Source organism: Bacillus sp. FSL K6-2971 (assembly GCF_038006405.1).
Lineage (GTDB): Bacteria > Bacillota > Bacilli > Bacillales > Bacillaceae > Bacillus > Bacillus pumilus.
Genome location: NZ_JBBOVD010000001.1, coordinates 1,170,804 through 1,192,204, shown reverse-complemented (window position 1 = coordinate 1,192,204; position 21,401 = coordinate 1,170,804). Strand labels below are relative to the sequence as shown.

25 protein-coding genes are annotated in these 21,401 nt (G+C 42.3%); 11 read left to right on the top strand and 14 right to left on the bottom strand.

The annotated features are described in order from the left end of the window. Positions 1-31: 31 nt before the first annotated feature. On the top strand, positions 32-568 hold the full coding sequence (locus MHI33_RS05935; RefSeq protein WP_065098884.1) for a serine O-acetyltransferase: 537 nt from the start codon (positions 32-34) through the stop codon (positions 566-568). Here MHI33_RS05935 and MHI33_RS05930 read toward each other — a convergent pair. The 4 genes from MHI33_RS05930 to MHI33_RS05915 form a co-directional block, all read right to left on the bottom strand. Further along, on the bottom strand, positions 563-823 hold the full coding sequence (locus tag MHI33_RS05930; RefSeq protein ID WP_044139886.1) for a hypothetical protein: 261 nt from the start codon (positions 821-823) through the stop codon (positions 563-565). The genes MHI33_RS05935 and MHI33_RS05930 overlap by 6 nt on opposite strands. 36 nt (positions 824-859) lie before the next feature. After that, positions 860-1,126, bottom strand: coding sequence for a hypothetical protein (locus MHI33_RS05925; RefSeq protein ID WP_003212235.1), 267 nt, complete (start codon positions 1,124-1,126; stop codon positions 860-862). Between the two features lie 66 nt (positions 1,127-1,192). Then, positions 1,193-1,750, bottom strand: a complete 558-nt coding sequence (locus MHI33_RS05920; protein WP_106064967.1) for a GNAT family N-acetyltransferase — start codon at positions 1,748-1,750, stop codon at positions 1,193-1,195. Between the two features lie 14 nt (positions 1,751-1,764). Then, entirely contained in the window at positions 1,765-2,631 is an 867-nt protein-coding gene (locus MHI33_RS05915) for an AraC family transcriptional regulator (protein ID WP_340909834.1), read from the bottom strand. A 112-nt stretch (positions 2,632-2,743) separates the two neighbouring features. Here MHI33_RS05915 and MHI33_RS05910 point away from each other — a divergent pair, with 112 nt between their 5' ends. Further along, positions 2,744-4,120, top strand: coding sequence for an MATE family efflux transporter (locus MHI33_RS05910; RefSeq protein WP_340909831.1), 1,377 nt, complete (start codon positions 2,744-2,746; stop codon positions 4,118-4,120). Between the two features lie 25 nt (positions 4,121-4,145). Here MHI33_RS05910 and MHI33_RS05905 read toward each other — a convergent pair whose 3' ends face one another. The 4 genes from MHI33_RS05905 to asnB all read right to left on the bottom strand — a co-directional run bounded on the left by MHI33_RS05905 (position 4,146) and on the right by asnB (position 9,957). Further along, a complete protein-coding gene (locus MHI33_RS05905) occupies positions 4,146-4,985 on the bottom strand; it encodes a phytoene/squalene synthase family protein (protein ID WP_065098887.1) in 840 nt (279 codons plus the stop codon). Beyond that, positions 4,978-6,453: a phytoene desaturase family protein gene (locus MHI33_RS05900; RefSeq protein WP_065098888.1), complete on the bottom strand. Its 1,476-nt coding sequence runs from the start codon at positions 6,451-6,453 to the stop codon at positions 4,978-4,980. Before MHI33_RS05900 ends, MHI33_RS05905 begins: the two co-directional genes overlap by 8 nt. Continuing rightward, a complete protein-coding gene (locus MHI33_RS05895; protein WP_335351530.1) occupies positions 6,450-7,967 on the bottom strand; it encodes a phytoene desaturase family protein in 1,518 nt (505 codons plus the stop codon). The genes MHI33_RS05900 and MHI33_RS05895 overlap by 4 nt, the downstream gene beginning before the upstream one ends. A 148-nt stretch (positions 7,968-8,115) precedes the next feature. Next, complete coding sequence (gene asnB / locus MHI33_RS05890; RefSeq protein WP_106067184.1) at positions 8,116-9,957, bottom strand: asparagine synthase (glutamine-hydrolyzing); 1,842 nt, start codon at positions 9,955-9,957, stop codon at positions 8,116-8,118. A gap of 155 nt (positions 9,958-10,112) precedes the next feature. Here asnB and MHI33_RS05885 point away from each other — a divergent pair, with 155 nt between their 5' ends. Next, on the top strand, positions 10,113-10,640 hold the full coding sequence (locus tag MHI33_RS05885) for a DUF2777 family protein (protein ID WP_340909818.1): 528 nt from the start codon (positions 10,113-10,115) through the stop codon (positions 10,638-10,640). A gap of 38 nt (positions 10,641-10,678) precedes the next feature. Here MHI33_RS05885 and MHI33_RS05880 read toward each other — a convergent pair whose 3' ends face one another. From MHI33_RS05880 to cotG, 3 genes are all read right to left on the bottom strand, one after another. Continuing rightward, complete coding sequence (locus MHI33_RS05880; protein WP_003212021.1) at positions 10,679-11,047, bottom strand: YisL family protein; 369 nt, start codon at positions 11,045-11,047, stop codon at positions 10,679-10,681. Between the two features lie 92 nt (positions 11,048-11,139). Further along, the gene (locus tag MHI33_RS05875) at positions 11,140-12,045 is read right to left on the bottom strand and encodes a fumarylacetoacetate hydrolase family protein (protein WP_065098892.1); all 906 of its coding nucleotides are present in this window, start codon (positions 12,043-12,045) and stop codon (positions 11,140-11,142) included. 126 nt (positions 12,046-12,171) lie between these two features. Then, complete coding sequence (gene cotG, locus MHI33_RS05870; protein WP_081277205.1) at positions 12,172-12,771, bottom strand: spore coat protein CotG; 600 nt, start codon at positions 12,769-12,771, stop codon at positions 12,172-12,174. Between the two features lie 205 nt (positions 12,772-12,976). On the opposite strand from cotG, the gene MHI33_RS05865 reads away from it, so the two are divergent. From MHI33_RS05865 to MHI33_RS05830, 8 genes are all read left to right on the top strand, one after another. Continuing rightward, entirely contained in the window at positions 12,977-14,071 is a 1,095-nt protein-coding gene (locus tag MHI33_RS05865; protein ID WP_065098893.1) for a CotH kinase family protein, read from the top strand. 122 nt (positions 14,072-14,193) lie between these two features. Continuing rightward, complete coding sequence (locus MHI33_RS05860) at positions 14,194-14,355, top strand: aspartyl-phosphate phosphatase Spo0E family protein (protein WP_065098894.1); 162 nt, start codon at positions 14,194-14,196, stop codon at positions 14,353-14,355. Between the two features lie 127 nt (positions 14,356-14,482). Then, complete coding sequence (locus MHI33_RS05855) at positions 14,483-14,704, top strand: spore germination protein (protein WP_003211745.1); 222 nt, start codon at positions 14,483-14,485, stop codon at positions 14,702-14,704. 14 nt (positions 14,705-14,718) lie between these two features. Continuing rightward, entirely contained in the window at positions 14,719-14,952 is a 234-nt protein-coding gene (locus MHI33_RS05850; RefSeq protein ID WP_034323585.1) for a spore germination protein GerPB, read from the top strand. 31 nt (positions 14,953-14,983) lie between these two features. Continuing rightward, a complete protein-coding gene (locus tag MHI33_RS05845; protein WP_065098895.1) occupies positions 14,984-15,598 on the top strand; it encodes a spore germination protein GerPC in 615 nt (204 codons plus the stop codon). Further along, on the top strand, positions 15,595-15,771 hold the full coding sequence (locus MHI33_RS05840; protein ID WP_003210893.1) for a germination protein GerPD: 177 nt from the start codon (positions 15,595-15,597) through the stop codon (positions 15,769-15,771). Before MHI33_RS05845 ends, MHI33_RS05840 begins: the two co-directional genes overlap by 4 nt. Beyond that, positions 15,771-16,202: a spore germination protein GerPE gene (locus MHI33_RS05835; RefSeq protein WP_065098896.1), complete on the top strand. Its 432-nt coding sequence runs from the start codon at positions 15,771-15,773 to the stop codon at positions 16,200-16,202. The genes MHI33_RS05840 and MHI33_RS05835 overlap by 1 nt, the downstream gene beginning before the upstream one ends. 22 nt (positions 16,203-16,224) lie before the next feature. Further along, positions 16,225-16,443, top strand: coding sequence for a spore germination protein (locus tag MHI33_RS05830; RefSeq protein WP_003211468.1), 219 nt, complete (start codon positions 16,225-16,227; stop codon positions 16,441-16,443). Between the two features lie 45 nt (positions 16,444-16,488). On the opposite strand, the gene MHI33_RS05825 is transcribed toward MHI33_RS05830, so the two are convergent. The 3 genes from MHI33_RS05825 to sbcD are packed head-to-tail and all read right to left on the bottom strand — an operon-like array spanning position 16,489 to position 21,375. Further along, positions 16,489-16,788, bottom strand: coding sequence for a hypothetical protein (locus MHI33_RS05825; protein ID WP_044139870.1), 300 nt, complete (start codon positions 16,786-16,788; stop codon positions 16,489-16,491). A 19-nt stretch (positions 16,789-16,807) separates the two neighbouring features. After that, positions 16,808-20,203, bottom strand: a complete 3,396-nt coding sequence (locus tag MHI33_RS05820) for an AAA family ATPase (protein WP_106067180.1) — start codon at positions 20,201-20,203, stop codon at positions 16,808-16,810. Beyond that, positions 20,200-21,375: an exonuclease subunit SbcD gene (sbcD, locus tag MHI33_RS05815; protein WP_106064954.1), complete on the bottom strand. Its 1,176-nt coding sequence runs from the start codon at positions 21,373-21,375 to the stop codon at positions 20,200-20,202. Before sbcD ends, MHI33_RS05820 begins: the two co-directional genes overlap by 4 nt. Between the last annotated feature and the right edge of the window lie 26 nt (positions 21,376-21,401).

The following is a 21,401-nucleotide window of genomic DNA, read 5'->3' as shown; positions in this document are numbered from 1 at the left end:
TCTGAAACAAAAGGGATTGGAGAGGGATCTGATGATTTTAACAAAGCATGATCTTCACCACTACTTAGCTCAGGACAAGAAAGCATTAGCCATTAAGCGCAAACGACCTAAGTGGTTTGGGGATGATATATGGAAATATCAAAGGATTTTACGAAAATATGAATACTATTCTAATAGCGGTGCTGCACTTCGCAAATGGTTTTATCGCTATTTACATAAAAAGAAAGGCATGCAGTTTGGCTTTGATATCCCGATTGGTGTCTTCGGTCCCGGTCTTAGAATCAATCATACGGGGCTCTTAATTGTGAACAAGTATGCAAAAATTGGGGCATTTTGTGATATTCATCAAGGGGTGAATATTGGTCAGAATCATCATAAAAAGGATGTGCCAACCATTGGGAATCATGTATGGATCGGCCCAGGTGCTAAGCTGTTTGGGGATATCCATATTGCAAATCATATTTCCATCGGAGCAAATGCTGTGGTAAACCGTTCTTTTCACGAGGAGAAGATTGTTATTGCAGGTGTGCCTGCGCAAAAGGTAAAAGAAAAAAGCCCTTCTTCATGAAGGACCCACCTGATAAAAAAGAATGATACCGATCAAAACAGAGATGAGCAGCATGAGGTAAAACAAAATCGTTAAAATAAGAATGGTCCAGCCAAGTCCCTTCCTCTCTGTCTTGATCAAATAAATACCGAGAACGATCGTACTAAATAAGACACCTAAAATGGCCCACAGCCATTTGTCTTTATCATGCTTTGGCGCATCAAACCATAAATAAATGGCAACAGCAAGTGAAACGAATAAACCCGTGATTCTCAAGATCAAACTCCCCCTTATGTACACACGTGCTTTCTATTATGCGTTTGAGTATCCGATCATCAGCAATAAGAAGTAAAAGACATAGACTAGAATGAAAATAGAATAGATGATAATGGACACGATCAGAACCGTCCAGCCCAATCCTTTTCTTCCTGTTTTGATCAGGTATATTCCAAATGTAAAGAGCCCGAATAAAAGGCCTAAAATCGCCCACAGCCATTTATTCTTCCCATGTTTAGGCGCATCTACAAATAGGTAAACGGCCACTATAATCGACACAAACCATCCGGTAATCCAACGCAACTCATTCGCCACCCTTCTTTTTTAGTTTATTCAATCCCGCTACTTTTTTACTAAAAAGAAAAGGAATTATTCAGTTGAATGTTGCAGAAGGCTTTGCCATTCCTCTCTCAGCATCCCGTAACGCATAGAATCATAATACTCTCCTTGGTAGTAACGGACCTTTCTCAGTCTTCCCTCAAGGGTAAACCCGCATTTCTCTGCGCACCGCATCATTCGTTCATTCCCAGACCAGGTGGTGAGACCGATTCGCGGGATATCAATGTGTGAAAATAACTCATTAATCCATAGATTTAAGGCCTTTGTTCCAACTCCTCCATTCCAAAAACATGAGTCATAAATAAGAATCCCGCATTCAAGCCAGCGCGTTCGTTCATTCTCCCAATAATAAGAAACGGTGCCTTTCAATTCGCCACCTATGACAATGCCATATAGCTTTGGCGGAATGGCGTCATCCTGTACATATCGTTTCTTAAATGCAGCAAGCGGGATCTCGTGTTCATGAAAATAAGGTGCATTCCACTTTCGATAGGACTGGTCTGATGCTTTAAACTTTAAATGCCACACGACCTCTAGATCAGTTTCGTCTAATGGACGTATGCTCACATGCTCTTTTTTCCCTTTCATCATTTCACGTTCCTTTACTTTGTCGTTCTTTTTGCGAGATGACGGTACTCGATAGGCGTCATGCCTTCGTTTTGCCGAAACAGCTTAGAAAAATAAGTAGGGTCGTCAATGCCTATCTGTTCAGCAATCGCTGCGATTTTATCATTCGTTGAGGCAAGCATGCTTTTGGCTTTTTCGACCTTGAGACGATTGATATATTGGTTTGGCGTCAGTCCATAGACAGTCTGCATACACCTTGTCATGTAATCAGGGTGATAGTGCAGTTTCTCTGCAAGCTCCTCCATTTGCAGTTTCTTCATAAAGTGACGCTCAAGATAATGAACCACTTCTGAGGCGACATTCTCCTTTGCACTTGGAATGTGAAATGCTTCTTTTTGTAAATGAATGAGCAGTTCTTCAAACTGAAGCTGTTTTTTCAGTGGCAGTTCAGATGCATCATCATTTAGTGCCCGCATCTGTGCAAGGTGCTTTTCTAATACATTTCTTCCTTTCACTTTTCCTTTACGGGGCAGGCTAAATTCATATGTTGCCGGTTTTTCAAAGGTGGCTTGATTTTGTTTCATATCAAACCAATGTTCTCTCGCCCGATTCGTGAGCTCATATGGGTCAATTGAGAAATGCAGCCACTCATAGTGCGTTTCTTCTTCGCATGGCAGGTGTCCGCCATGCGACAAGCCAGGTGAGAGAATGATATATTCTCCTTCTTTTACGTGATGAGCCTCTCTGTCTTCTATGATCCATAGCTGCCCTCTTGTGACATAAAGAAGATCAAACACGGTGAAGGTTCTAGAGATATGTCTTTCTCCTTGATAAAATACGCCTTTGCCTGAAACGATATAAACCGGGAACGGCGGTACAGTAAATGTAATAAATCGATTCATATTCATCCCCTTATGAAGTCGGATTTCTCCAATAAGTTTCGGTTTCATCTCTTCTTATTATAGTCGATGCAAGGTACACTATAAATCGGATTTATACGAAAGGAGGCTTATGATGAAACCTCAAGCACTGCCAATTCAAAAGATTCAAGCCAAGGATAAGAAAACCCATCCTTCATTATTTGCATTAACTTGGCCTATTTTTATTGAAATCTCTTTATATATGCTGATGGGAAGCGCGGATACCCTCATGCTCAGCCAATATTCCGATAATAGTGTTGCCGCAGTTGGTGTAAGCAATCAGCTCCTGAATTTATTGATTGTCATGTTCAGCTTCATTACAACTGGAACGACGATTGTGATTGCACAGCTTTTAGGAGCGAGCCGCAGGCAGGAAGCGACTCAAGTCGCCTATATCTCACTAGGAACCAATTTCTTGATTAGCTTTGTCATTAGTCTTCTCATGTTTGTATTAGCTGTTCCCATCTTACACCTGATGGGCCTATCAAGTGAGCTCATGCCGGATGCGACTGTATTTTTACAAATTGTCGGGCTGCTTTCTTTTATTCAAGCGCTCATTATGACGTATAGTGCTATTTTAAAAAGCTACGGATATACAAGAGATACGATGTATGTCACCATCGGAATGAACTTGCTAAACGTTGCCGGTAACTATTTGGTGATTTTTGGTCCGTTTGGTTTCCCTGTATTAGGTGTCATGGGGGTCGCTTTTTCGACCTCACTCGCTCGATTGATCGGATTAATGGCCATGATCCTCATTGTACGCCGCCGAATTGGATTACGCTTTTCACTGAAGAAAATGTTTCACATCCAGCGGACATATTTAAAAAAGTTGCTAAAAATCGGCATTCCTTCTGCTGGAGAGCAGCTTTCTTATAACGGCTCTCAAATGATCATTACACTGTTTATTACATTTATGGGGACGCAGGCATTAGCTGCAAAGGTTTATACTCAAAATGTCATGATGTTCATTATGCTATTTGGTGCAGCCATTAGCCAAGGGACACAAATTTTAATCGGGCGCCATATTGGGGCGAAGGAATTCGATGCTGCCTATCACAGATGCATGAAAAGCTTATACTGGGCCATTGGCATCTCCCTTCTTTCTTCTATTGCTTTATCTTTATCATCGACGCATTTGCTTGCTTTCTTTACTAGCAACAGCGAGATCATTCAAACCGCCGCCACCCTCCTCCTTTTGACCATTATTTTGGAACCGGGCCGTTCTTTTAATATGGTCATTATTAATTCCTTGCGGGCTGCTGGCGACGCGAAGTTTCCAGTGTATATGGCGATGATTTCAATGTGGGGTATTGGGCTTCCAATCGCTTACTTGTTAGGCATCCAGCTTGAGATGGGCCTCATTGGGATTTGGATTTCTTTTATCGTGGATGAATGGGTAAGAGGCATCTTTATGTATAGGCGGTGGCGTTCAAGGGTTTGGACGGAATATCGCTTTTCTTCCACATAAAAAGGACTGCGGGTGCAGTCCTTTTTTACGTAATATTTTCTAAAATAAGTGCTTTTTCTTGGTTCGAAATAAATGATCGCTGTGTAAATACGCGGTATTCATTTTCTCTTGTCTTATCTAAAATGGCTTTATAAAAGTGAGCAGCTGCTTTCACTGGTATACGTGAATAAAGCGGGAATTCATGAAGATGGTCAAAAAACTCCTCGTAGTATGCCTCTGCCTCAAAGGCAATGTACTCCCATACGTGCTGAAATGCTTGATTGACAATGCCTTCTTGCAATTCTTGCTCTGTATATCCGAATTGATCCATGACTTGCTTTGGCAAATAAATGCGGTCTCTTTCAGCCTTATCTTCGCCGATGTCACGAAGAATATTGGTCAGCTGCATGGCAATCCCTAATGAAATCGCTGCTTCTTTTAGCTGTTCTTTTTTACGCGGTGCAATAATAGGAAGCAGCATAAGTCCAACGGTACTAGCAACATGGTAGGAATAAATGAGCAGTTCATCTAACGTTTCATAGCGGTGCTGCTCTAAATCCATCTCCTGACCTTGGAGCAAGTCACGGAACGGAGCTTCATCCATACGGAACTCTTGAAATGTATGTTCTAGCGCCACCCACATCGGATCATTCCGATCTACCTCACCTTGTAAAAATCGATCAAACGTCTCTCGAAAGGAGGCAAGCTCCTCTTTTGGCGAGGGGGACTCATCTACAATATCATCTGCTTTCCGGCAAAAGGAATACACAGCCCAGACGGCCTGTCGTTTCTTTTTAGGCAGCATGGAAAAGGCACGGTAAAACGTTTTAGAATGGGTTTGAATCGTCTCCTCACATAATTTCAATGCTGTTTGTACATCAACCACTTAGCTTCACTTCCTTTCTGTCATTCAAATCTTTTAACAGCACAGAGGCCATCAGCTTCGCACTTTGCATCACGATCGGCACTCCGCCACCAGGATGGATGGAAGCACCTACTGCATAAAGATTATCAGTCTCAGCTGCCTTCACTTGCGGGCGGAACACACCTGATTGAAATAAGTTAGGCGCAAGTCCAAAGCTGCCACCTTCAAACAATCCTTCTCGCAAGGAATCATTTGGTGTTCTGATTTTTTTCCAGACAATCGACTCTCGCAAGCTTGGAAAGCCTCTTTTCTCAAGACGATCGACCATTTTCTCTACAAAATCTGTCTCCTCTTCCCAGTTGATATGATCTCCTGAGGGAACGGGAATCAGCATATATAAAACACTACAGCCTTCCGGGGCAAGAGATGGATCAATAATCGATGGATTAAATGTATAAAACGACGGGTCTTGAGGGATCGTCTTCGTTTGAAAAACCTCTTTCATATGCTGATCAAAGTGTTCGCCCATAAAGAATTGGTGCACAGGCGCATCATGGTACATTTTGTTTAACCCGAGATACACCATTACACAGCCAGAAGACGGCACGTATTTACGCCGATCTTGTTCGTCTAAACCAAGCTGTTTTAACGCAGCTGGATAATCTCCGTTGATGACAAAAGCATCAGCTGCTATATGGGCTTCACTGACTTTTGCTTTAACCACGCGCTTCCCATCAAACTCTAGCTCCGTGACTTCTGCATTTTTTCTCACATGCACACCCTTTTTCATGAGCTCCCTCTCCAATATATCTACTAAACTCGCATAGCCGCCTTTTAAATAGTAGATTCCATGTGCGTGCTCACTATATGAAACAAGCGAATATATAGCAGATGATTCATATGGATTTCCTCCGACATAGAGGGTTTGAAGTGCATATGCATCTCGCAGGCGTTCGTCTGAGAAATACTTTTTCAGGGCACTTTGAACCGTGCGATACGCCTTTAATTTCATTAAAATTTTCATGTTTGCTTTTGTAAAAAATGTACGTTTTTCATGAAATGATTTCTCTAGAAAGGCTTGTTGTCCTTCTTGAAACCGGTCTGTCATTTCTTCCATAAACCTTAGGAATCCTTGATCTTCCTTTGGAAATACACGTCTGATTTCCTCTAGCTGACGAAGTGCATCGGAGTACTTCGTGTAGGAGGTACCATCTTGAAATTGAATCGTATACAGCGGATCAAGCTGCAAAAGATCAAGAGATGCTTCGTCAATTCCAACCTCATGTAAAATACCTTTTAACATATCTGGAAGTAGGACAATGGTCGGACCTTCATCTACTTTATATCCTTTCTCACGTACAAAAGCAAGTCTTCCGCCAAGTCGCTCATTTTTTTCGACAAGCGTGACATCATGTCCCGCTTTTTTTAAATAAAGTGCTGAGATCATCCCGCCAATACCGCCACCTGCAATCAATATATGTTTTTTCATGAGGCGCTCCCCTTTTCTTGTTGCGGCAATGTTTTGTGCGTATGTTTCTCTTTTGAAAGAATCGCATTTGTCGTGATACGTGCTGATTCTAAAATGGTCGGCAGTCCGCTTCCTGGATGCGTTCCTCCTCCTACGAGCCAGCAATGATCCAATTCATCAAATTCATTGTGCGGCCTTAGAACCATCATCTGCGTCAGCTGGTGACCAAGGTTAAATGTGGCTCCTTCGTATACGTAAAGGTCTTCCTCCCATTGCTTCGGTGTGATCATCCGCTCGACTTCTATATGCTGCCTTACATTCTTAAAACCGGTTTTTCGCTCCAGTGTATTCAGTACAAGTTCTCTGAATTCATCTTGATGCGCTTCCCAGTCAATGCCGCTTTGATTGTTAGCAACGGGTGCCAATACATAAAGAGCTGACTTTCCTTTTGGCGCAAGTGAGTCATCTGTGACACTAGCATTTTGAATATAAATAGATGGATCATCTGGCAGCTCATATGTTTTCGTAATGCCTTTGACAAATTGCGCATAATCATCAGAAAAAACGATGGTATGATGCGGCTCCTCATATATGGTATCTAATCCTAAATAAAGCATAAAGGTGGAGCATGAGAATTTTTTCTTTTTTAATTTTTTCTCGCTATATTTCTTTAAAAGTCCTGGCTCTACAAGCTTTGTCATCACATGTGCAAAATCTCCATTTACGACAACCTCATCTGCCTGTATTTCTTCCCCAGATTCTAAGCGAATGCCCTTTACTTTCCTGCCTTCTGTCAGCAGTTTTTCGACGCCGGCTGACAGATGAATCGTTGCTCCAGCTTCAATTGCCGCTTTTGCCATCGCTTCTGACAGCTGATTGACCCCGCCCTTCGGATGGAACACACCTGTGTCATGCTCCATAAATGATAGAATGGAGAAAGCACCAGGGCACTCCCACGGTGACATGCCTAAATATTTTGATTGAAATGTAAACGCATATTTCACTGATTCATTTGAGAAATAATCTGACAGCACATCATATAAACTCTTATTCAATGAAAGCTGCGGAAGTGCTTTGAGCACCTTTGGACGCAGATAATGATGAAAACGATCCATTTTACTTTGTAAAATAGGTGTCAGCCGATCCATTTTGCGCTTCGTATCGTTCATAAATCGTATATACCCTTCGCCCTCTCCAGGTGCAAAGGCTTCTAACCGTCTATACATTTCATCACGATCTCGTATCATATCTAGCTGATCGTCTTGGAAAATCAATCTATACATTTCTTTTAATTCAATCACATCAATATAGTCATAAAGATTTTTACCAGCAAAGGTGAACAGCTCCTCTGCAATATGAATCATGCTGAGAAAGGTAGGACCTGTATCAAACGTGAAATCACCAAGTTGAAACTTAGAATTACGTCCGCCAACAAAGGGCTGTTTTTCGTAAACATGAACATCATGTCCTTTGCTTTGAAGCATCATAGCTGCCGCAAGTCCCCCTGGTCCTGCTCCGATCACAATGATTTTCATTATCCTTTTTCCTCCAAATTAATTCACTTTAAGTTAATTATATAAATTAGAAAGATTAGATCAACTTTCGATGTGCTCTATTCGTCTCATGTTATGTATCAAAAAAAGCCGGCTTCCCTTCAACAAATGTAAGAAAGCCGACCCTTTATTACGCTTCTATATCAATTCGATACGTTTCAAACCAATGATGAATTTGCGCCAGATGAGCGATTAATTGCGGGCCCTTCATGAGCTGGCCATACCAAGGCACTTGAAAGGAAGCTCCTTCCGTTTCAATCAGCTGCTTTAATTGATGTGGATCTAGAAATTCGTGAAGGACAGAATCTTTTTGCGCAAGGCAGTCTGTTAACATCTCTTTCACAGCCTGGGTATAGGCTGGATGATGTGTTTTCGGGTAAGGACTCTTCTTGCGATAAAGCACTTCATTCGGTAAAATTCCCTCTAATGCTTTCCGTAAAACCCCTTTTTCACGATTTCCATGCATTTTCATTTCCCAAGGAATATTCCATACATATTCGACAAGACGATGGTCCGCAAATGGTACACGTACCTCAAGACTCGCCCCCATACTCATTCGGTCTTTTCGATCTAGCAGCGTTGTCATAAACCAGACCATATTTAAGTAAAAAAGTTCTCTCCGGGCTTTATCTACTCCAGTTTCTCCATCTAAAAGAGGCGTTTCAGCCACGGTTTCTTCATATTTGCTTTGTGCATATTCTTTTAGTGACAGCTTCTTTTGCCACGAGTCTTGTAAGAGCTGCGTTCTAGCTTCCGTCGATCTCATCCAAGGAAAACCATTCGTTTCATTTGCCGAATGGAACCAAGGATAACCTCCAAAAATTTCATCCGCACATTCACCTGACAAACCGACAACAAAGTCCTTTTTAATTTCTCGACAGAACCAAAGCAAAGAAGAATCAATATCTGCCATACCCGGTAAGTCTCGGACCTCAACCGCTTCCTTTAAATAAGCAGCCAGCTCCTTTTGTCCAATGATGCAGCTGTGATGATTCGTTTGAAACGCCTTGGTCATGTGGTCAATCCATGGACCGTCCGCATTTGGCTGGAATTGACTTGCTTCAAAGAATTGATCATTCCCTTCGTAGTCAACGGAATACGTATGAAGCGGTGCTTTCCCTATTTTCTCAAAGTGCTTAGCGGCAATGGCGGTAATGGCACTCGAATCGACGCCACCCGATAAAAATGTACAAACAGGCACATCAGAGACGAGCTGCCTTGTGACGGCATCTGTAAAGAGATCCTTGACGTGCTGTGCGGTGTCATCAAGTGAGTCCGTATGCACCTTGCTTTTGACATTCCAGTATCTCCACACACGCAATCCGTCTTTTGAAAAGGTCAAGGCATGAGCAGGTCTCAGCTCTTTTACCCCTTTAAACACTCCTTGCCCTGGTGTTCTAGACGGTCCTAAACCAAAAATCTCCGATAATCCCTCATGATCGACTTTTGCTTTCATATCAGGGTGAGCAAGAAGCGCCTTGATTTCTGAACCAAATAAAAAGGAATGATGACGTTCTGTATAGAAAAATGGCTTGACGCCGAGCCGGTCTCTCCCTGCAAATAATAATTCACGCTCACTATCCCAAATCACAAATGCAAAAATACCATTAAAATGGGTCACACACTCTTCCTTCCATTCTGTGTAGGCGTGAAGAAGTACCTCTGTATCAGAATGCCCTAGAAAACGGTGGCCTCTTTTTAACAATTCTTTTCTTATATCCTCTGTGTTATAAAGCTCTCCATTGTATACAACGGTATAAGCATGGTTTTGATGTGTATATGTCATCGGCTGTTTTCCGCCTTCTACATCTACAACCGCTAACCTTTTATGCCCAAATAGAACGTGCTCACTTTTCCACGTATTTGTATCGTCTGGCCCTCTTTTAGATAATGTATCTGTCATTTGATTGATTACATGGTCCTGTTGGATGAGCTGCTTTTTAAAGTCTGCCCAGCCTGTTATTCCACACATCATCATCAGCTCCCATCCGTTTTTCCTCAAGTGTTCTCATTCAGCCTTTCTTAGTTTATGCATCGTCTCCTTGATAGTTGATTTGTCCTTTTTTCTCGGGCGTATAGGACAAGCATGATTTGGTAAGAAAAGAAAGAGGAAAGGAGTGTCTGCAAATGGAAAAACGAATGAAGCAGCTTGAACGCTGCAGCCGAAGATGGCGCAGCGGGTATTTACTCATTGAAAACGGGCATTGTCTGATTGAAGATGAAGAAGGAGAAATCATGCTACCAGAAAGTCTTCAAAGCACGATGATCTGTTTGAAGGAAAATGACACGTGGACAAAAGGGGAACTGCTCGGGTCCATGATCCTTCATGAAAGTGGACAGCTTGTAGAAGTACAAGGCGGTGAAGTGATTCAATATACGGCATCACTTGCCAAAGGATGGCTTGACCTACTGATGTTCGTACCTGAAAACGTCTTTTATGAAATCATTGCACAGGTAGAGCAGCTTGGTTTTTCCGTCTACGATTGTGTTTTCTCCTCCTTTCATTCTTTTCAACGAGTTTCTTTCTTTCAGTTTTCGACAGATACACAATCACTTGCTCTTCAATGTCACCACGACTCTGCCGCAGGTCAAATTCGTTTTGAATGGACCTCTTCTGACGGTCACCGGTCGGTTTCGCAATTTGAAGGCATATAAAAAGGACACTGCTTCGTATAAGCAATGTCCTTTTTATGTTAAAAGATATGGAAGCCGATCGGCAGACGTAAACCGAGAAGAATGGTCACAATCGCGAGTACGATAAAACCAATCAATACACCAGTCACCGATTTTCCTTTTTTCTTGCGTACAAGAACCATTTCCATGAAGCCGATCACAAGGATACCGAAAATCATTTTACCGATATACTCGCCACCGAAACCTGGAATCTTCATTCCTGTGCGAACATACAGCTCTACGCCTGTTGCAATAATGATCAAGTACAATAGTCTGACAATCATGTGCACAATTTTAGCACCTTTGTCGTTTTTACCTGCTAGAGCAAAGGCCACGAAGAATAAAATAATTCCTAGCACCCATGCTGTAATATGTAAATGCGTTCCCATCTGTTATTTCCCCCTTTATCAGAACAATTACCTTCTCATCGTACCACGAAATAAGTCGAACACAAAGCGACAATCCTGTGTCACCTCACTCTTTATTTGACGCGATTTGATAGCGTCCCAATCGGTTCAATCGTGATGTCGATTCGATCCCCTGAAGCTAAGAATTTAGGCGGTTCAAAGCCTTTGCCAACCCCAGAAGGTGTTCCCGTTGCAATGATGTCACCAGCTTCTAGTGTCATCCCTTTTGAAAGAGTAGACACAATGTTCTCGATGGAGAAAATCATTAATTCTGTACTTGCAGACTGGCGAACCTCTCCGTTAACCTTTGTTTCCACATGGAGCGCGCCGTGATCCTCGATCACAGACTTATGCACAATATAAGGTCCTATCGGGCAGGTTGTATCTAAGCTTTTACCTACAAAAAATTGTTTGTGTTTTTTCTGTAAATCTCTTGCCGTTACGTCATTTAAAATAGTGTAACCAAATAGATAATCATGGACTTCTTCAGGTGCAATATTCTTCCCTGATTTGCCCATCACGATCGCAAGCTCTCCTTCATAATCCAGTTCACTCGTCACATCTTCATGAAGGAGGATATCCGCTTCATGTCCAACGACTGAAGTAGGTGCCTTTGTAAAGATCATCACATCTTTAGGGATATCCGCTGCACTTCCCATCTCCATGACATGATCTTGATAATTCTTTCCAACACACATAATGTTTTTAACTGGCTTTGGAATCGGCGCATGGAGTTTCACGTCTGACAGCGGATATACATAAGAACCCCGATCCTCTTCTTTTTTCTCAGCCCAGTCAAGGAGCTGTTTGACATGCTCAACAAACTTGTCCCCCATATGAATACATTCAGCTAAAGAGTTTGGCAGTGTCTCAAGCTCGAATAATTTGGCTTCTGCCTTTTTAACGTCCATGACCCATTCATCATCAATGACTACCCCGATAAACATCCTGCTATGTATCTCACCTGTAAAAAACTTCATGTCTTCCCCTCACAATCTTCTTTTCGCTAAGTGATGATGTCTCATTTTATTTCTCTATGAAATAAAAAAAACCCTTTTTTATCATACTCTCTTTTAAAAAGGGTTTCAAAAAAGATGATCTGATGTTTAGCGGTAGCGGCGATACTCCCACATGTTCCCTTGATCCCATTTGCGATCAACATTTCCTCTGCTGCGGGAATGATGCTTTTTCTTCCCACATCTTTTGCAAGAGCGGCTGCGTCTATGGTGATGAGATCGCTTAGATCGATGGCTGCGGCGCGACTTGCGGCTCTTCTTATGATGCGATCTGTGCTTGCTGCGATGTGACTTGCGGCAGCTCTTCTTATGATGCGATCTGCATTTGCTGCGGTGTGACTTGCGGCAGCTTTTCTTATGATGGGATCTGTGTTTGCTGCGACATGACTTTTTCGGTTCGCTCTTTTTGCTTCTGCAAGATTTCTTGCTTTTATATGACTTTTTACTCTTCATGCTTTTCTTCGAGCGATAACTTTTCTTTGAACGATAGCTTCTGTAGCTTTTTTTACTGCGGCATGATTTACGGCGTCCACCACCGCCAAAGAACCAATTACCGCGATTTGAATGACGAGAACGAGCTGACTTGTGCGATCGTCTCGATTCTGGTTCACGATCTAAGTGATGATCACGTCCTTCACTTCGAAGTGAATCCACTGCATGTTCAATATGTGAATGATCAAATGTGCTCACGAACGATTCCCCTCCCAGTCTATACTTTGACAAAACAAACAGATCAAACTGTTTATCTTCTCTGCTTTATGTTACGAGACTTGGTAGACAAGTGTTCTTGGCGGATGCCCCTTTCTTTTAAAACTCCATGAATACCTAACAAACGGGTACAGGACATTCCTTCATTTTCATATCGTAAAGAAGAGCATAGGAGGAGGATGAACGTATGACCACAGAACCTTTAAAGCAAATGGATATTTGGATTCACCCAAAGGACCTGATTGAATTACGAAAAGACATATGGAACGACGAACCTGTTGAGGGCATATTGAAAACTGGTCAGATCAAATCACACATTTATGCTTCATACCGGGGGTCTCACATCAGAAAGCTGAAAAAAAAGTCCTATCAAATTGAATATCGAAAGCCAAAACAAAGACAAGGCGAATCTATCTTTCATTTAAATGCAGAATACAATGACCCTTCGTTTATCCGAAACAGACTGTCCTTTTATTTCTTTGAGCAGATAGGGGTGCTGAGCCCTGCTGCGTCTCATGTGTTTCTTACTATAAACGGAAGAAAAGAAGGCATTTATTTAAAAATAGAATCCGTCGATGAGCACTTTTTTCAGAAAAGACTGCTTTCAGAAGGCGGCATTTATTATGCAGTCGATGACGACGCCAACTTTTCCCTTTTGAGTTCGTTTGATAAAAAGCCAAAAAAACACCTTCTCCTCGGGTACGAGAAAAAAACAGGGACTTCTCAACATGATCAGCAGCTAAGTGAATTTATTTACTTTCTCAACACAGCGAAAGATGACATATTTGCAGAAAAGATTGAGCATTACCTAGATGTGACCCAGTATTTCCGCTGGCTCATTGGTGTCGTGTGCACTCAAAACTTTGACGGCTTTGTCCATAACTACGCTCTTTATGTGAATGAACAAGGCAGATTCCAAGTGCTTCCTTGGGATTATGATGCGACATGGGGCCGTGACATTCATGGAGAAGAAATGGCGTTTGATTATATTCCAGTAAGCGGCTTTAATACGTTAACTGCTAGATTACTAGATATCCCTTCGTTTAAGAGAGCCTATTACACGCTTTTCCAGCATGTACTCGATACACAATTTTTAGAAGAACGTCTTTGTCCAATTATTGAGAAATGGCATGCTTCTATTGAGAACCGAATTGGAGATGATCCTTATACGAGAGATAGAAAAGACATCCTACAATCAGAACGAGAGGTCATCCGGCAGTATATCAACAAAAGACGACGTTATTTACAGGCTGAAATAAGAAAAGAGAGAGATCGCACGTAAGGACGCTTTCGAATTTTGTCACTTTATTACTCATATTGACGAAACAACTTTTTTTATAGAAAAATAGGGTATACTAACCATATCCTTCTATTCGATAAAAAATGTGAGAGTTGGCGTCCGTTATGATCAATTATGAAATTGAACAAAAAAGATTACATTTAATTGAGACCGCAAAAAAATTCGGGATGAATGCCGAAGAAACCATCAGGTGCAGTCAAGAGCTTGACACACTCTTAAATAAAGGCAGCAAATACACCTCGAATGAATGCTCTAAAAAAGGGTAAACCATACACCTCAACCCTCTCATCAAAAGCTTTCAAAAAGACAATCACACATTAAAAGACCCATCATAAGCTATGGTGAAACGCCCAAAAACAAAGTGCCTTATTTTTATAAAGGATGTGCACCGCTATGCCGGCTATTGTTGGAGCCTTTAAAGTAAATGCCGTCGGAACGAGCGGAGTCGTTCATGTTGGAGACTGCATCACCATTTCTCCAAATAGTCAGGTTAAAACGTTTGCTGGCGCAGGCAGTTTTAACACTGGTGATCAATTGCGCATTAGCAACTATAAAAGTGTGACAAATACGTATGACAGTGATGTCATTGATCAACCGCTTGTTGGTAACTTGTAAGGAGTGAGAATCCGTTGAACTTCTATATTAATCAAGCGATACAAATTAATTATTTACGCGTGGAGTCTGTCAGTAACTCATCTGTTCTGCAAATTGGGAGTGCTGGATCAATCAAGGCGCTTTCCAACCTGTATAACACAGGCAGCTACGTAGAATCAGCACCTGCCGCAGCAGGCTCACAAGGAATTGAAGAATCCCAAGGCGCAAGCACAGCACCTTTTGTACCGCTTCAGTCACCAACAACTTAAGTTCATCTGCAATCCCCGGAGGTGTATGTAAATGTATGACTATCAAAGCAACGCTTCACAAGTGTATGGCATCATTCAAAAACAAACACAACAAATCATGATGCTTGAAAAAAGGCTTAACGAGCTTCAGCAGGAAATGCAAATGATCAAAGATAAACCGACAACGAATATTGAACGGATTGATTATCAATTTGATCAACTGAAAATCGAGCGGCTGGAAGGTACATTGAATATCGGCCTCAATCCATCTGATCCAAACAGTGTTCAAAATTTTGAAGTGGGCCAAACAACAACCCCGGGCATTGGTATGATGCAGCAAGAAACGGCTGATCAATTTTTCAATCAAACACGCCAGCTTGTCGACGCATTCTTAAACGAAGAAGCGCCAGAACTTCTTGAAGAACTAGAGCAGCGATATGAAGGCTCTCTTGATGAAAGCAATAAACACCATATCATTGAGGACATTCGCAAGCAAATTGACAGCAGAATCAAATACTATGCAGGACAGCTCCCGCACCGGGAAGATATGACCCCGCTGCAACGTTCAGAGCAAATTGCTGAATATGTGAAGCATGATGTCAAACGGGCAATTGAACACTTCTTAGCCCATATTCCAAATGAAACGAAAGGAGAGGAAAACGGATGAATTTCACAGTCGTCAACCGCAACATCGAGACCGGAAGCATTAAAGTAGTTGGGGTTTCGTCCTCTTCCCTATTTATCATCGGGGACACAGATCACGTACAATTATCCTCCATTTTTGATACACCGCCAGAATCTTTGATCATTGGCCCGTTTGTTCCTCTGGCTCCTCGATAATGATAAAGCGCACATCTCAAGTGAAGTTCACGAAGGTGAATTCTGTCGGGATCTCAAGTGTTGTTCAAATCGGCGATACGCAGGAGCTATGCCCGAAGGTCAAGGTGTTAGCTGTTCAACGGACGCTTAGTTTGTTTTATGGCTATGAAGCAGAAAACTTAAATGCGAAAGAATTTGAAGTATATTTTGAGCCGATTCCATTGATGCTGCCAGAACGATCAGTTAGAACGGCATTTTACCATGAAAAGCCTGTGATTAAAGTTTCTTCGATACATGTAGAAGGGGTATCATCGTCCTCTGTCTATCAAATCGGCTCTACTTGTAGAATGAATGCCGTTGCGCGAGTGAAGCATATTCGAGAGTTATTTAGCAACGACGAAAGTCCGCCAAACTCACAAATGGACCTACCTGCGCATATGATGGTGATATGACTTCGAATAAAGGATGTCGATTATGCCAGCAATTGTCGGACCCATTTACATTAACTCTATTTCTGGAGGCGTCGTAAACGTCGGTGACTCATTCTACTTGTCGCCTAAAAGTTCGTCGAAATCTGCTTTAGGCTCTGGAGCGGGAAATACCGGAGATTTCTTGATATTAAATAATGGCATTAGCGCCACCAACTATGTGGATCCTGACTTAAATGATCAGAATATGGTAGGCAATGCATAAAGCAGCTCCTCTACAGTCATTTCATGAGAGGAGCGCTTTTTATGCTTATTTTTTTCTGTGTTGTCTCGATTTTTTTGTTTTGACCAGCTTGCTTGCGGGCTGTTTTCGAATCCATTTGATGTACGAAGCAAGCTTTTCATCCTGCCTTAGTGCATCAAGTGTGTTTAAGCGCACGGCAAGCTCCTGGTTTGTAAAGAGGGCATGCACTTGTTTATGGCAAGGGATACACAGGAAGGCAGTCGGTAAAAAAGCCCCACCTTCTTCTCTTGGTGTTAAGTGGTGTTCTGTGAGCAGGACATGTTGTCTTCCGCACAGCTCACATAATCCAATGGTTTGCTTTGCCACCCTGTCATCACCTCAACATTTACATTAATTCCATTGAGACCGTTGTCCCTTTCCCGCTTGGATCTGCTGGATGGACAATCAGTTTCTTCGGTAGTCTCATTTTCAATTCTTCCACGTGGCTAATAACACCAACTGCTAAATTGTGAGACTGAAGCTTTTCTAATGCGGTAATGACCGTATCAAGCAAGTCTTGATCGAGCGTACCGAATCCTTCATCAAGGAAAAAGAATTGCAGCGGGAATTCACCTCTCAGCTGAATTTGTGCAGAAAGAGCAAGCGCAAGCGCCAATGATGTCAAGAAGGTTTCCCCGCCGGACAAGCTGGACACGGGACGCCTAACACCGCCATTTGCATCATCACGCATAACAAAGCCGCCTTCTGAGTCGACCTCAATCGCATATCTTTGTCTCGTCAACATACCTAAGCGGGCGGATGCATCACGACTGACACTTTCCAGCTGTTCTTCTGCTAAAAATTCAACAAACGTATTCCCTTTAAAAACAGTTTGCAGTTTATCAAGGCGATCAATTTCTTCCTGCAGTGCTTCCAATCGTTCGTGAATACTTGCAAAGCGCTTATGATTCTCTTCAATCACACGCAGGTGTTCATGTGCGGACCCACTCATTGCTGTCGCTTCTTCCAATGCTTTTTCAGCTGCAGCTTTTCTGTGCTGAATGTCCGTCCACTGCTTTTCATCCAGTGACTCTTCTTTCAGTAATTCAGAAATTCGCTTTAAGTTTGCGGCACATTCCTTTCTTTTATCCTCAAACTCCTCAATTTCCTGTTTGACCGATTGACGTACTGGCTGTTCCATTGAAACAGACTCAATTTCCTGCGGCATATGAAAAGGAGAAGATTCTGCTTCTTTTTCCCATGCTGCTTCTGCTTCTTGTTTTCGCCTGTTCGCCTCTTGAAGCTGACGCTCACTGCTTGAAAAATGACTTTGCGCCTCACTAAACAACTGCTGCGCGTGCTGCAATTGCTTGTACGATTGCTGCTCTTTTTCATTAAGAAGAGAAAGGGTGTGTTCAACCTCTATAAGTTCATCAGAAATAGAGGCAGCTTTTAATGGATATCGGCCTAAATCTATTTCATATTGTTGGATAAGCTGATGCTGACTTTCTAGCTGATGCGCTAGTTTATCAAGTTCTTTCTCGACATTGTATATCACTGTCTGCAGCTGCTCTTTTGCTAGCTGTTTTTCTTCCAAAAACGAAATGCTTTTCTCAATACGTTCTTTATAGCCTTCCGCTTGTTGGTCCTTTTCATCGATTTGCTTTTGCATTTCTTGTACTTGATTCAATATAAGATGCGGGAAGGTCTGTTCAAATTGAGTCGTTTGCTCTGAAAGCTCAGCATCAAACTCTTTGATCAGCACCTCTAATTCTTCGATGCGCTGCTGTTCAAAAGTCAATTGCTCTTTTATCTTGCTCATCTCTGCTGCTTGATCATGCGTTTCATCCATTAAACGAGCTCGTTTATGTTCAACTTCTTGAATATCTTGCTTTATGCCTTTCCATTCTTGCATTAGATCCTGCAAAGACTGCGAATTTTGTACTGTTTCTACTGCTGCAGCGACTTCCGCCCCAGGGGCTTTCTGAGATAAGAAAGCGAATTGCTTCACTAATTGATTGGCATGCGTTTCGAGAAGCTGCTTTGCGGCATACATGTCTCTCCCATAATCCTCTGCCTGCTTGAGCTCTTTGTCCATCCGTTGAATGACTTCATCAACTTGTGCCACGGTTTCTTCATGGTCATTGGATTTCAAAGCCTTTGGATCATGATGAATCGACCCACAAACCGGACATGGCTCACCATCTACTAGCTCTGCCGCTAATTCTTTTCTTAATTCTGCAGCCCTTACCGCATCTCGCTGCTTTAATTTTTCGAGTTTCTGTTGTTGTTCTTTTTGACTCCATTCTGTCAGAGCTCGTTCGAGTTCACATACATAAAAATAGAGGTGTTCAATTGCTTGAAACGATTGGTCTATTTTTTCATGATGGTCGCTTTGCTGCTTTTGAAGCTTTTCATATGCTTCTGAAGTCTGTGAGGCTCGCTTGTTGAGCTCCTCCAGCTTTTGCTTTTCCTTTTGAATACTAAGGTTTATTCTTTTAACATTTTCACTTAAACGTAAAGCATCCTGTACACTTTTGCGTTCTTTCACTGAAACTTGTAACTGCTCCAGCTCATTCTTCAGCTGTGTTTGTTTCGTTAGTGCACGCTCTAATAGAGATTGGAGATTCTCCGCTTCTTTCTTCTTTTGAAGGAGTTGCTGCGCTTTTTCATTTTTTTGGCGCTCTATGCTCGTCTTTTCCTGAAGAGCTGCCTCTTTTTTACGTTCAATTTCTTTTAGCTGAATCAGCTGTTCTTTCTTTTGGAGAAGGTCTGGCTCTGTCTCTATTTTCTTTTGCCGGGCTTGCTCATACTCCCGCGCCATTTGATCATAGATCGTTCGTTGATGCTGCAGCTGCTTTTCTGCTTCCTGTTTCTCTTTCGATGCTTGAGAAAGCTGTTTTTCAGCCTTTGTCAATGCATCCGCATAAGGCTTTAGCGTCTCTGCCTGCTCTGCGATATGGAGCTTCGTCTTTTTCTCTTCTATTGATGGTGCCAGTAAATTCAGCTTGTTTTGTTCAGTCTCGTAAGCTTCTTGTTCCTTTTGATACTGCCAGATCGCTTGCGCCTTTGTAAAAGCAGTGAACGCTTCGTCCCGCGCTTGTTTTTTCTCATGAAAAATAGCCTTTGTCTGCTCAGCTGCTTCCTTTGCTTTTGCCAGCGCCTCTGGACCAGCTTCTCCTAAACCATTCAGTTCAGCCAGCAGTTCATTTTTTTGCCCATAATGTTTTTGAGCCTTTGCACGCAATCGCTTGACGAGTTGATCCCCATATTTCTCCAAGTTAAACAACCGCTGAAGCATTTGACGTCTGTCTGTCCCTTTGAGTGAAAGAAATTCTGCAAACTTCCCTTGAGGTAAGACAACCGCACGGGTAAAGTCATCAATGGTTAATCCGAGTAGTTCTTCTACTTTACGATTCACCTCACTCGCTTTATCTGCGAGAACTGTCTGCGTATCACCGATTTCAATTAGGCGGCATAATGTCGTTCTGACTTTCATTTCATCCGCTCGTTTGAAAGCACGTTCAACTTTATAAGAAATGTGGTGTTCCTTTTGCAAAGCAAATGTAAAGGAAACCGACAGCTTTTCTTCCGCTTGGTTCAAAATACCATGTGTATTATTTAACGCACGCTCCACTTTGCCATAGAGTGCCAGTGTCATGGCGTCTAATATGGACGACTTTCCACTTCCTGTCGGTCCAAATATGCCAAACACACCCGCATCACATAATGAGCTAAAGTCAATTATTTGTTCTTCTCTGAAGCTATGAAGTCCTTTAATGGTCAGCGTAATCGGCTTCAAGTCGCTTCCTCCTCTTGCATATCATTGGCTAGCTCTAAAAACAGTTTGACTGTTTTTTCATCAGGCAGACCGCCACCTGTCTGGCGCTCATAAAACTTCACGAACCTCTCTTCGATCGAGAGTTTTTCCACTTGCTTTTGCTCTTCTATTTGCTGTAGTTCTTTGAATTTTGGACGAATGTGAACAAATCCACTATGCTGCTTTCGGAGCTGATGAATCTCTTCAATAGAGAGCTGATCTGTTAAATGAATCTCTAGATCAATCCATGCCTGAAGATCCCGTTTTTCATCCAGCCACTCGTACACTTGACTCAGTCCCTCAGTCGCCTTCCATTTCATAAGTGGTTTTCCGCTTGATAAAAACACTTCTTTCCAGCTCGCTTTTTCATTCGGTTTTGCCTCCACAATTGTGACTGATTTGGCATAGCCTGATTCAGAAAAGCTATAAGCAAGAGGTGATCCAGAATACCGGGCAATCGTTTTGGCACGTTTGATCGTTTGCGGGCGGTGCAAATGACCAAGGGCAACATAGCAAGCGGCTTCTGGCAGACTTTCAGCCGCAACAGTATATGCGCCGCCTACTTCAATCGGTCTTTCTGAATCTGTTTGACTTCCCCCTGCCACATAAATGTGGCTTGTTGCCATATTGACCGTATCCGGTTGAAATTGATTACTTAAATGTTGAAACGCTTGTTGAATCTTTAAATTGTAATGATCACGAAGCAATTTCTCTTCAAATGTTTCAGCTAGCACCTCATTTAGTCTCGCCTCAGACGGATAAGCGAGTGCTGCAATGGATAAACGTTCATCCGCAGAAGGAACATCGACACGGATGATGTCATTTGTCGGATATCCAATTAAATGAATCCCTTGATCATTTGTTAAAGGTGATGCGGCTGATAAGCGATCCGGATTATCGTGGTTGCCTGAAATGACCACTACCTGGCGTTTTCCTTTATCAGATAAAGCAGATAGACTTTCATAAAAAAGCTGCTCTGCTCTAGCAGGTGGATTCACTGTATCAAAGGCATCACCGGCCATCACAATGACATCAATGTGTTCGTCTTTCACGATTTGATATAGTTCATCTAAAAACTGTGCTTGCTCATCAAGCCGGCTTCGACCTTCAAGGGTTTTCCCTAAATGCCAATCCGCTGTATGCAGAATCCTCATGTGATTCACCTCTCATTCCGATACAT